6 protein-coding genes are annotated in these 13,547 nt (G+C 48.4%); all 6 read left to right on the top strand.

Features of this window, described 5'->3' with window-relative positions:
- The first annotated feature begins 68 nt into the window (after positions 1–68).
- Positions 69–2,927, top strand: coding sequence for an excinuclease ABC subunit UvrA (uvrA, locus tag BUA17_RS10485; protein ID WP_072733565.1), 2,859 nt, complete (start codon positions 69–71; stop codon positions 2,925–2,927).
- A gap of 322 nt (positions 2,928–3,249) precedes the next feature.
- Positions 3,250–3,462 carry a hypothetical protein gene (locus tag BUA17_RS10480; RefSeq protein WP_063567497.1) on the top strand — a complete coding sequence of 71 codons (213 nt, stop codon included), beginning with the start codon at positions 3,250–3,252 and terminating at the stop codon, positions 3,460–3,462.
- A gap of 272 nt (positions 3,463–3,734) precedes the next feature.
- Positions 3,735–4,901, top strand: coding sequence for a S1C family serine protease (locus BUA17_RS10475; RefSeq protein ID WP_244552122.1), 1,167 nt, complete (start codon positions 3,735–3,737; stop codon positions 4,899–4,901).
- Between the two features lie 43 nt (positions 4,902–4,944).
- The gene (locus BUA17_RS10470; RefSeq protein WP_244552121.1) at positions 4,945–6,843 is read left to right on the top strand and encodes a stalk domain-containing protein; all 1,899 of its coding nucleotides are present in this window, start codon (positions 4,945–4,947) and stop codon (positions 6,841–6,843) included.
- A gap of 343 nt (positions 6,844–7,186) precedes the next feature.
- Positions 7,187–9,700 carry a U32 family peptidase gene (locus tag BUA17_RS10465; RefSeq protein WP_072733564.1) on the top strand — a complete coding sequence of 838 codons (2,514 nt, stop codon included), beginning with the start codon at positions 7,187–7,189 and terminating at the stop codon, positions 9,698–9,700.
- Positions 9,701–9,867: 167 nt separating this feature from the next.
- Entirely contained in the window at positions 9,868–13,488 is a 3,621-nt protein-coding gene (locus tag BUA17_RS30600) for a DEAD/DEAH box helicase (RefSeq protein ID WP_083584665.1), read from the top strand.
- Positions 13,489–13,547: the final 59 nt, after the last annotated feature.

The raw sequence follows: 13,547 nt of genomic DNA, 5'->3' as shown, positions 1-13,547 counted from the left end.
AGGGTTTGGGAGGGATTGAAAAGCCTTTAAAAAAGGTTGGAATTTCAACATTGAAAGGATGAATACCATTGGCGAGCGAGAACATTGTCATCAAAGGCGCGCGAGCGCATAACCTCAAAAACATTGATATCACCATCCCGCGTGACCGTTTTGTTGTATTGACCGGTCTGAGTGGCTCAGGCAAGTCCTCGCTGGCTTTTGATACGATATATGCCGAAGGACAGCGACGTTATGTTGAATCATTATCGGCTTATGCACGACAGTTTCTGGGGCAGATGGAGAAACCGGACGTTGATTCCATTGAAGGATTATCCCCGGCTATCTCCATAGATCAGAAAACGACAAGCCGTAACCCGCGTTCCACCGTCGGAACCGTTACGGAAATCTATGACTACCTGCGTCTGTTATTTGCACGTGTGGGACATCCTCATTGTCCGGATCATGGCGTGGAAATTAGCTCCCAGACCGTAGAACAAATGGTTGACCGCATAATGCAATATCCTGAGCGGACCCGGTTGCAGATTCTGGCACCTATTGTCTCGGGACGCAAGGGTGAACACAAAAGTATATTTGCCGATGTGTCCAAGCAGGGCTTTGTTCGTGTACGGGTTAACGGTGAATTGCGTGATTTGTCGGAAGATATTCAATTGGAGAAGAACAAAAAGCATACGATTGAAGTCGTCGTTGACCGGATCGTGATTAAGGAAGAAGTGCAATCACGTTTGGCCGATTCTATTGAGACTGCACTTAATTTGTCCGGTGGACAGCTGCTGGTAGATATTATGGGTGAGGAAGAGCTGCGCTTCAGTTCCAACTTTGCCTGCCCGGTGTGCGGATTCAGTATTGAAGAGCTGGCGCCGCGCATGTTTTCGTTCAACAGCCCATTTGGAGCCTGCCCGGATTGTGATGGATTAGGTGTCAAAATGATTGTTGACCCGGACCTGTTGGTACCGGATCGCAGCAAAACAATTGAAGAGGGTGCGTTTGATGCCTGGACAGGTGGTACATCCACCTATTATCCGCAGTTCCTCAAATCGGTATGCGAACACTTTAACATCCCGCAAAACGTACCTGTAGAAGATCTGCCTGCTGAACAAATGAACAAGCTGTTGCAGGGTACAGGTACGGAGAAAATTCGTTTCCGGTATGAGAATGATTTTGGACAGCGGAAAGAAGCATTGGTTACCTTTGAAGGTATTGTGAATAATCTGGAGCGTCGTTACCGTGAGACAGCATCCGAAGGTATCCGTGAATTCATTGAAGGTTATATGAGTGCCAAGCCTTGTGGAACATGTAAAGGACAGCGACTGAAACGTGAAAGCCTTGCTGTTACGATTAACGATCACAACATGGCGTATGTGACAAGTTTGTCCATTGGAGAAGCTGGCCGTTTCTTCGATTCGCTGCAATTGAGTGAGAAAGAAGAAATAATCGCCAAACTTATTTTAAAAGAAATCAACAGCCGTCTCGGCTTCCTAGTAAACGTAGGACTGGATTACCTGACCCTGAGCCGTGCTGCAGGAACGTTGTCCGGTGGTGAAGCCCAGCGGATCAGACTGGCGACACAGATTGGTTCCAGCCTGATGGGTGTGCTGTATATTTTGGATGAGCCGAGTATTGGTCTGCATCAACGGGATAACGATCGTCTGATCTCCACACTCGCTCACATGCGGGATATCGGTAACACACTGATCGTGGTTGAACATGATGAGGATACGATGATGGCCGCCGATTATATTATCGATATTGGTCCGGGGGCAGGTATCCACGGTGGTACCATCATGTCGCAGGGTACACCGGAAGAAATCATGAATGATGAGAACTCGCTAACGGGTCAATATTTGAGTGGGCGCAAGTTTATTCCGGTACGTACCGAACGCCGTAGTGTCGGGGACCGCTGGCTGGAAGTGCGTGGAGCGAAGGAAAATAACCTGAAAAACCTGAATGTAAAAATTCCAGTGGGTGTATTTACCGCAGTAACGGGTGTATCCGGCTCGGGTAAATCGACGCTAATTAATGAGATTTTGTATAAAACGCTTGCTCGTGATTTGAACCGTGCACGGGTACGTCCAGGTCAGCACAAAGAGATTCGCGGTCTGGAACATATCGATAAAGTTATTGATATTGACCAGTCACCAATCGGACGAACACCACGCTCCAACCCTGCTACGTATACAGGCGTCTTTGATGACATCCGTGATCTGTTTGCACAGACCAATGAAGCCAAAGTGCGCGGATACAAAAAAGGTCGGTTCAGTTTCAATATTAAAGGTGGACGTTGTGAAGCATGTCGCGGGGACGGCATTATCAAAATTGAGATGCACTTCCTGCCGGATGTCTACGTGCCTTGTGAGGTCTGCAAAGGCAAACGGTATAATCGCGAAACACTTGAAGTCAAATACAAAAATAGAAATATCGCAGATGTGCTGGAAATGACGGTAGAGGATGCAACGCAGTTCTTCGAGAACATTCCGAAAATTCATCGCAAAATGCAAACCTTGCTCGACGTGGGGTTGGGCTACATTAACTTGGGCCAGCCTGCAACAACGTTGTCCGGTGGTGAAGCACAACGCGTGAAGCTCGCTTCCGAGCTGTATCGTCGTAGTACGGGTAAAACGATCTATATTCTGGATGAGCCAACGACCGGTCTTCATGTCGATGATATTGATCGTCTGCTGAACGTCCTGCACCGTCTGGTGGATTCCGGTGAATCGGTACTCGTTATCGAGCATAACCTGGATGTTATCAAAACAGCCGATTATATCGTTGATCTGGGTCCGGAAGGTGGAAGCGGTGGCGGAACCATTGTTGCGACAGGTACGCCTGAGGATATTATTAAAGTGGAAGCTTCCTATACCGGTAAGTACTTGAAGCCAGTATTGGAGCGGGATACGGAACGAAGCAAGACGTTACAATTGACGGAGTAAATGCTCCAGTTTACAGGTTGTTTGTGAATATCTAACCCTTCTTTTCATGAAGTAGATGGCATCGGTGTATGATCTGATGTCCTCTTCTTTCAAGGAGAAGGGTTTTCTGATATTTTACCGTTGTGTCAATCTTAATATGACATCGGTGAAAGTGTTTACATATGTGGTAGAGCAAGCATTCCATCAATCTACTGCCAAACTGGATTTTTTTCATTTTTCTGGATGATAGGGCTTGCATTACAAGCAGGGTACAGATAACATAGAGGAAGATATTAGGGTATGCGTTTAGCTGTTCAACTATGGTGAGGAGGTCTGTCTATCCATGCTGTTTGCAGAAGCTGCCGCGGCGAGTACTTCGAATTTTAATGCGTTTGATATTTTTGTCATCTTATTTACGATCCTGATTTTCATTGGAGTTGTCCGACTGGTTCGCGCACCGAAGAAGAATTTGTTTGCTATCGGATTTGCAGTGGTTAGTCTGCTGGTATTCCTTTTGACGGACTATGCCATGATTACCGGTTGGTTTGGTTCGTAGAGACACCGCTGAACTTATTTGAAAACAGCAAGTAGAAGAACAGACAAACACTTTCCAGAGAATTAAGGAGGGTGTTTTTTTGTGTTTTGCAGAGTGGTTCGGATCATACGGTCTTCTCTATCGAAATTAGGTCTTAAAGAGATTGTACAGGAATAATTTGTATGTTAAATTTGAGGATACCGGTATTGCAGATAATAGAGAAAGAGATTCAGTAATGGATCATATGGTTCGGTTGCATAACGGAGGATATATAGAGAGGGTTAGGTGAGAGAATGAGAGTGTTGGGGAAAAAGGGCGTAGCCATACTGATGGCTGCTGTACTCTCGATCAGTGTTGCAGCAACGGCTGGGGCAGCGGAGTCTTCATCAAGTATGCAAGCCAAAATGGTAGATGGACAAGTATATGTTAGTTCAAAGGATTTGGTCAAAGCGCTCGGAGGAAGTGGGCAATATGACGCCAAGTCTGGAACGTTTCAGTATAAGGGCAGTGAAGCAGTCCCGAAAGTAATTGAAAAAGTATCTCCTTCTGTTGTAGGCATTATCGGCAAATCTACTGAATTACAGGATGGCGTCACATCGGATCGCTATAACCTAGCTCATGGCACTGGCGTGATCATCCGCTCCAACGGCTGGATTGTGACGAATGCCCATGTGGTTGATGGATTAATAAATCCGTTGGTCGTGACGACTGATGGCAATACATATAAAATCACCAAAACATACAGTGACCCGTTAAGCGATATCGCTCTAATCAAAATTAATGCCAAATCTCTTAAACCGGCGACCTTCGCCAAAGCTTCCCAAACAACTGTTGGAGAAACCGTCATTGCCATCGGCACACCGATTTCCTTCTCTTTGCGTAACTCGGCGACAGTGGGCGTAATCAGTGGTCTTAATCGGGGAGTGGAGGCCACCTATCGGTTGATTCAAACAGATACAGCCATTAACCCTGGCAACAGCGGCGGACCGCTGGTCAACCTCAAAGGTGAAGTTGTTGGTATTAACTCTATGAAATTTTCAGCAGTGGGTATCGAGAGCATGGGATTTTCAATTCCAGTAGATACCGTTCAATATATTATCAATCAGTTCTTTGAATACGGAAAAATCAAGCGTGCAAGCCTCGGCTTGCAACTGGAAGAGAGCTGGTCAGCGATTGTGGGCCTGCCTACTGATGATCCTTTGACGATTACGGGTGTGCTGTCAGCTCAAGCGAAGAAAGCCAAAATTAAAGAGGGGGATGTGTTATACAGTGTGGCAGGCACACGTGTGTCCTCTGTGGTGGATATCAATGAGTTGCTCAAAAAGTATGTGCCAGGACAGAAAGTCAAACTGTTAATGCAAACGGACGGCGATATTGTCACTCGTACGGTGGTCCTTGCTGATCGAGCGGATATCCAAGACGATGAAGATGAGCAGTTCACTGTAGATGAAGATCAATAAAGCCCGGCGAGCAATCCGGATCCAGAGAGGACGAATGAACGGAATGAAAAAATCATTTTTACGTGTGCTAAGAACAGGTATGTTAGCCGGGATGCTGAGCATTGGAGCGGCTTTGCCTGCGTGGGCATCCGATCTTATAACAAGTGAGCTGCGGATCACAGCGGGTAGTACGAGCGCCTATATCAACGGCAGCAAGCAGGCAATCGCCAAACCATATCAGTTCAAAGGCGTTACGATGGTTCCTGTTGGTGTATTCAAGAAGGCTTTTGGCAGCGAGATCCGACTGGAGAAGAATGATGTGGTCAAAGTTAAGGAAGGTCCGCATACTGTCACCTTAACCATTGGCAGTTCGATTGCCTGGGTGGATGGATTCAAAAAAGAGATGGGCGCAGCCCCAAAAATGGTAAATGGCGTGCTCATGGTGCCACTCCGCCCGGTAGCTGCGGGGATTGGTGCTACTCTTGCTCCAAGCAGTTCAGGAGAAATGGTCATTCGATTATTGCAAACGGACGAATCGGAGGATGAGGACGAGGGCGGCATTAATCTGGACGAAGGCAAAACGAGAATTGGTAACAGTTATTACGGCTGGTCCATTAATTACCCATCCGACCTCATGATTCTGCAAACGGGTGAGCAGGAGCGCATGATGACATTTGGCGCGGAAGACAGCAGTTATTATCTTGAAGTGTACGTGAGTGACCAGGATGTGAGTCTGGATTCGGATGATTTGTTACAGCAGCTTGTTCAGGAAGCAAAAGAGAGCGGAGATACGGTGCTCGATCGGGAATCGATTGCCAAAGGGAAAACACCTTATGCCCGGATTGTGGTTAAGGATGCGGACGGGGTGTTATGGGAAATGCGCCAATATATCCATGATGGTCGCCAATATGACGTATACCTCGCGGATTATGGAGCACTGAATTACAAGGATCTGGGCAAACGTGCAGCGCTACTCAATTCATTCCAGCCTACTTATGCTCAGTCCGATCGTACAATTAAGGATCTTTCAACCGTGGATGAGGGTATGCGCTCTACCTGGAATGATGATTATGGCATTGAACTGAAGATTCCAGCAGGCTGGTCCATGGACAACACCCAGATGATATACGAAGCCAAGGATGGTGCATATCTGCAACTACGTGTTACATCTGCACCGAAAGGTGCGACGGTCAAAGAGTGGAGTGGCCAACTGGACAAGTGGATGCGTGAGACATTCACGCCGGAAAGTTATGAGCCGATAGGTTCGTATACGATGGATGTATCAGGCGAGACTGCCGAAGTGAATGAGTTCCGTTATAACTTTGGCGATGGATGGCAGACGGAGTTCGATGTTCTTTTGCAAAAAAATGGCTATCGCTATTATGCAGAGTATACGTTCCCTGAGGAGCAGACGAAGGATCGGGAATGGTTTAAGAGTATCATGAAGAGTGTTGAGATTGATTTTGATACCGTATCTGATAATTTCGGACAGCTGGATGAAGACCCATATTTGACGGATAAAACAAAATCTGTGACACGAACGTCCAAACGTTATCATTACAGTGTAGATATTCCACGTTACTGGACGCCGTACAATGATCGGTTTGAGTATTCTCCTGTGGTTTATACCTTCACAGGTGGTCAATTCTCCATTGCCGCGAGTGAGGACAAATCCATTGAAATGACTGTCAGTCAACTTAGAGAGGCGTATGCGGAAGCAACCAAAACGCGTAAAAATTTCAAATTGATTAGCAGTGAGGAATTGACGTTTGCGGGTGTGCCTGCGTTTTCCTTTATCTATCATGAAGTGGACAATGGTGTGCCGTATACCGGACGTCAGATCGTGTTTGAACAGAACGGAACGACGTATACCATTACGAGCGGGCTGAATGACGCCAACAAGACGGAAGTCCAGGCAGCAGCGCTGGAAAAAGCCGTGAACTCATTTACTTTTATCAAATAATACGAAATACTGAAATAAATAGATGTATGTTGCCGGAGGGTCGAGAGACCTTCCGGTTTTTAGTATATGCATGTTGAGTGAGATGGAAATGAAAATGATAAACGGTTTTTTCAGGAAAGCGTAGAAGAGTCGTTGCAGAAGTGGTACACTATACTAGTTCAGGAGTTATGACTGCTGTTCTGAAAAATAAGAATGACTGTAGGCTTGGGAATCAGGCAATACAGACATAATGTATAGATATAGCGATACAGTGACAATGCAGGCGTATGGAATCAAGGAACAGGATTAGCGTACAGGGTATTAGGGATGAAATCCGGCTATGCCGGTTATGGGGAGGATACACATGAAAACAGCAACAATACGAAGAGAAGACGTTGAGCTTCTGGCACCCGCAGGTGACTGGGACTGTATGCGTTCGGCGGTAGCCAACGGCGCGGATGCGATTTTCTTCGGAGTCGAAAAATTTAATGCACGGGCACGGGCGAACAATTTCCGTATGGACGAGCTGCCAGAGATTATGGCGTTTTTGCACAGTTATGGCGTAAAAGGTTTTTTGACCTTTAATATATTGATTTTTGAAAATGAATTGACGGATGCCAAAGAACTGATTGACGCTTGTGTCGATGCAGGTGTGGACGCCGTGATTGTACAGGATTTGGGTCTGGTCAAAATGATTCGCGAGATCTCGCCGGATTTCCCGATTCACGGTTCCACCCAAATGACGATTACGTCACCGGAAGCGGTGGAGTTTACGAAGCCGTTTGATATGGAACGTGTCGTGCTTGGACGGGAGAACAACCTGAAGCAGATCCAGAAGATCGGAGAACAGGCGAAGTTACCGATGGAAGTATTTGTTCACGGTGCGTTGTGTGTGTCTTATTCCGGGCAATGTCTGACTTCTGAAATGTGGGGTGGACGTTCCGCCAACCGTGGGGAATGTGCACAGGCTTGTCGTCTGCCGTACGACCTGATGGTGGATGGTGAGCATAAACCAATGGGCGATGTGGCGTATCTGCTGTCTCCGAAGGATCTGGCTGCAATTGACTTGATGCCGGAACTGATCGAAGCAGGCGTAACTTCCTTCAAAATCGAAGGACGTCTCAAAACGCCGGAATACGTGGCCAACGTGGTTAGTAAATACCGCAAAGCGATTGACCGTTACTTTGATGGAGATAATACTCCTCCTAGTAAGGAAGAAGTTCGTGAATTGCAGCAGAGCTTCTCTCGTGGATTCACACACGGTTTCCTGGACGGAACGAATAATAAACAGCTGGTTGACGGTACGTTCCCGAAAAGCCGTGGCGTCTATCTGGGTCGTGTAGACCAAGTATTGCGTGATGGTGTCGTCCTGAAGCTAGATGCACCCGTTAAACGTGGAGACGGAATCGTATTTGATGCCGGAGATCCGACGAAGAAGGAAGAGGGCGGGCGTGTCTACGATGTACGTCGCAAAGGCGTGAAGCTTGAAGGCGAAGCAGAGGAAGGCTGGATCGTGGACGTTGTACCAGGCCGTAGTGACGTGGACCTGCGCCGTGTGAAAGTTGGCGACAAAGTATGGAAAACGAATGATCCAGCGCTGGACAAACGTCTGCGTCAGAGCTTTGAAATCGAGAAGCCTTATCGTATCTTCCCGGTAAACGTAAAAGTTATCGGCAGCCCAGGGCAGCCGCTTAGCACATGGTGGACGGACGTGCAGAAGGGCACGACGGTCCGTGTTAATTCCGAGATGGAACTGGATATTGCCCAGAAGCGTCCAATGACACACGAACTGCTCGAAGAGCAATTCGGACGTCTGGGCGGCACTGTGTTCCAGCTGGAAGAATTGGACGTCAACTTGCACGGTGACGTCATCATCCCGATGCGCGAGTTGAATAACATTCGCCGTCAGGCGGTGGAACAACTCGCGGGCGAGCGCCCTAAACCGCCCGTCTACGTGAAACGGGCGGTGGAAGTCTACGGCGATGCGGTTAAACCAGCAGCGCCAGTCGCTCGCGGTCATGCGGAGCTGACCGCGCTATGCCGCAGCCTGCCACAAGTGGAGGCAGCGCTGGAAGCAGGTGTCGGCATGATCTACGCCGACTTCGAGTTTATCAAGCAGTTCCCGGCAGCGGTGGAAGCTGTTCGTGCCGCAGGCCGCAAGATTGCGTTGGCAACACCACGCATTCATATGCCTGGCGAGAACGGATATCACAACAACATCCTGCGTTTGCAGCCGGATGCTGTGCTCGTACGTAATACGGGTGCGTTATACTTCTACTTGCGCCATCGGATGGAGAACCCGGATGCGAAGCACCCGGAACTGATCGGTGACTTCTCATTGAACATCGCCAACCATAAAGCGGTAGAACTGTTTTTGGAAGCAGGATGTGACTGGATCACGCCATCCTATGACCTGAACATCCAACAAATGGTTGATCTGCTGGGTCACTCCCGTACAAGCCAGACCGAAGTGGTTATTCATCAGCATTTGCCGATGTTCCATACCGAGCACTGTGTGTACTGTACGTTTATGAGTGAAGGAACGGACTTTACGAACTGTGGACGTCCATGTGAAGATCACCGGGCTTCCTTGCAAGACCGGATCGGCATGTCTCACCCGGTACGTGTGGACGAAGGTTGCCGTAATACCGTGTATAATGCGGTGGAACAATCCGGTGCAGAATACCTGACCAACTTCATGGATCTGGGTGTATCCCGCTACCGTGTGGAATTCCTGGAGGAAACTCCAGAGCAGGTGCGTGAGGTTATTGATCTGTATAACCGTGCTCTGCGTGGCGAGATCAGTGGTACACAAGTTTGGAAAACGCTGAAAGCAACAAACCAGCTTGGCGTAACGCGTGGTCAACTGGTGAAATAATAGATCGAAACCGGAACAAACAGCAACAGGCATGAAGTATACTGCAACCCCAATCTCTGCTTTACGGAGCTCTTGGGGTTTTTTCTATAAAAGAGACTTGAACTACACCTATACTAAATTCGTATGTGGTATCTTGTTTGTCAGAGAAATATAGGAGGCGAAGAACCGTGGCGCCATTCACGATGATGGATATCAAATTGCTGTGCGGGGTCACGGCTTTCAAACGGGGAGAAGCGTATAACCAATCTGGGAGGGTGACCAATCTGGTTGCCAGTCAGGATGAACGTCATTACGAAGCTGTGGTTCGAGGTACAGAACGATACAAAGTAACGGTTGATCTGGATGATGCAGGTGAGGTTGTTGCCGGATGCAGTTGTCCGGGCGATGGGAGATATTATGACTATTGCAAACACGTGGCTGCCGTTTTGCTGGCGATTCATGAATGGGGAGAACAGCGTGACACGGGCTCTCAAACATCCTCGAAGCTGGTGTCCAAACCTGATCGTGGCTCCAGTTCCAGAGTAGGAACGCTGGTGGAGGAGAATGAGTGGGAGCGTCCAAACTCCATTTCAAATACCGACTCAGTAATGAATGTGGGATCTCATTCAACTTCATCTGCTCAGGCCTTTGCAGCCGAGCCATTGTCTTCCGAATCCAAGCTTGATGACCATTCGGATATGGATCGTCCGTCCGTACATTTCGCTCAAGCGGGTCGACCAAGCTCGGCTCCTGGATGGGGTAGATCAGCAGATAAACCTTCCTACCGCACAGCAGATCAGATTCTTTCCATGTTTGCTAAAGAACGCAGCCCCCTGCAATCAAATGATCGTAAATACACTGCGCCTGTAACCCGGTCTTCATTGCGGGAGGAGCTGCAGCTCCAATTTATATGCAAGCTTGTTCAAGTTCACAAAGGTGGAGCCAAACTCGCGCTTGAACTGAAGGTAGGAAATAAACGCCTGTATGTCGTTCAGAAAGTGAAGCAATTCCTGAACTGCATTGAGAATGGTGAGCCGATGTCGTTTACCAAGCTATTTTTCTACGACCCTTCAAAGCATTATTTTAAGCCCCAGGATCAGGCGATCCTGTCTATGCTTATTCGGATGAGGCAGAGTGAGGAAGCATACCGTGAATCCATCTCGGGTTACTTGGGTGCTTCAGACGGAAGAGATATATTGATTGCTCCTCTGGTCTGGAAGCCTCTATTGGATTTGCTGCTGCAGGCAGATAGCCGGATGGAGGGAACAGGGTTAGCCAATGGTCCGCTCACTTTGGGTGAAGGGGCACTGCCATTATTTTATCGTATTGCGCAGGGGACTAATGAAGGATATCAGCTTGAGATCTCCGGATTGCGTGAGTTAATTCTTCTTCCAGCCTATGATGCTGCCGTGGTGGAAGGGCAATTGCATATGTTGGAGCCGATGCAGATGCGAAGTCTGGAGGATTTGAGCAGAGCGCTCACTTCTTATGGAATCAAGGAAAGTATCGATATTTCTGCTCAGCAGGTGGATGAATTCGTGCAGCATGTAGTGCCGGAATTGCGTACACTTGGACATCTGTCGATCGACTCCCAGGTGAGAGAACGAATCGCAGAGCCGGAGCTCGCGCCAAAGTTGTATATTGATTTCTACCGGGAACGGATTACTGCGCGTCTGGAGTTTGATTACGGTGTAATGGTGATTAATCCGCTGGCCGAATATTTGATCGATGAGGAAGAGAAAAAGGTGATTTTGGTACGTGACCGTCATGCGGAGCGTAACCTAATCGACCGACTAGATCGCTCTTTCCTGAAACGGGATGGCAGTGTATGGGCAAGTGAAAGAGAAGATGCGGTATACGATGTGATGTATCATTTGCTGCCGGAGCTTGAGAAGCAGGTAGATGTCTATATCCCGAATGCGGTGAAGGCAATGGTGCAATCCTATCCGACACCGCCGAAAGTTCGGGCAGATCTGGGCAAAGGCTTGGATTGGCTGGAGATCTCATTCGAGATGGAAGGTGTAGATGAGCTGGAGCTTCAGGAAATTATGCGCAGCATTGTGGAAAAGAAACCGTATTTCCGCTTGCGCAGCGGTGTGTTTGTCTCTCTCGAAAATGACGGAGCGGACAGCTTTGCACACATGGCGGATTCCCTTGGACTGGCGTCGGGCGATATCAATGGCAGTCATATACGGATGCCGGCAGTTCGGGCCTTGCAGCTTCCTGGCCGAGACGAGGTTTCGGGCCATGTGAAGTGGGGAGGTTCTCTGAAACGTTTCCTGGATGATCTTCGTGATCCCGAGCGGATGGATTTTGCATTACCGGATGCGCTTGCTCCCGTGTTGCGTGATTATCAGGCCAGTGGATATCAGTGGCTGCGTACACTCGCATTTTACCGATTTGGCGGTATCCTGGCAGATGATATGGGACTTGGTAAAACGCTGCAAAGTATTGCCTATATCGCGGCAGAACTGAAAGAAAAGCCGAAACAGCACATAAGCAATCCAGGTGATGTTGATTACACTGTCGATGAGGGAACTTTCGGGAATAACATCCCAGATGAAGTACAGGCCGAACTGTTGGACCAACAATCTACTCATCCCCCGGTACTCGTCGTTGCACCAGCTTCGTTAACGTACAACTGGGCCAATGAATTTGCCCGATTTGCGCCGCATTTGCGAGTTCTGATTGCAGCTGGGCAGAAAGACGAACGAGCCAGTATGCTCGAAGGTATGGATGACGCAGATGTTATTGTGACGTCCTACCCGCTATTGCGCCGCGATCTGGACACATATCTCGGGAGAACGTTTCATACGCTTATTTTGGATGAAGCCCAGTCTATCAAGAACTCTTCTTCCCAGACAGCCCAAGCGGTTAAACAGATTGAGGCACCACGTCGCTTCGCTCTTACAGGAACACCCGTGGAGAACTCATTGGATGAGCTATGGTCGATCTTTGAAGCGGTTTTCCCGGGCCTATTTCCAAGCTATCGCAGATTCCGAGATCTGCCTCCTGAACGCATTGCCCGGATGGTCCGTCCGTTTATTCTTCGCCGTCTGAAGAAAGATGTGCTGGAGGAATTGCCGGATCGTATTGAAACCGTTCAGCGCTCCGAGCTGAAGGACGAACAGAAGAAACTGTATGCCGCGTACCTGTCTCAGCTTCAGGATGAGACATCCAAGGATATGGAAGAGAACGGTTTTCAGAAGAACCGGATTAAAATACTGGCTGGTATTACACGCCTGCGCCAGTTGTGCTGTCATCCCGCTCTCTTTGTGGAGGGTTATCAAGGGGATTCCGGGAAAATGGAGCAGCTGCTGGAGACGGTCCAGGATTGTCTCGCTGCTGGGAAACGCATTCTCATCTTCTCCCAGTTCGCTAGCATGCTGAATCTGATTCGACAGACGCTCGCTGCACAGGGGAGAGATTTGTTCTACCTGGATGGTCAGACACCTGCACAGAGTCGGGTAGAGATGTGTCGCAGATTCAACGAGGGTGAAGCTGAGCTGTTCCTGATCTCCTTGAAGGCTGGCGGTACCGGATTGAACTTAACAGGTGCAGATACTGTTATTTTATATGACCTTTGGTGGAATCCCGCCGTGGAAGAACAGGCCATCGGACGTGCCCATCGTATGGGGCAGAAACAAGTCGTACAGGTTATCCGCCTCGTTACGGAAGGTACGATTGAGGAGAAGATTTTGGAGCTGCAGCAGCGCAAAAAGGATTTGATTGCCGAAGTCATTGAACCCGGAGATCGAGGATCGACTACCTTATCCGAGCAGGATATCCGGGAGCTGTTGATGGTATAATGAAGTCTAGCCAAATTAGTATTCGATTTATCTAATATATAATTATTTCTCCACCAGAA

Origin of the sequence: Paenibacillus sp. ov031 (genome assembly GCF_900143165.1) — a bacterium.
Lineage (GTDB): Bacteria > Bacillota > Bacilli > Paenibacillales > Paenibacillaceae > Paenibacillus > Paenibacillus marchantiae.
This window is presented reverse-complemented; position numbering and strand designations above follow the sequence as displayed.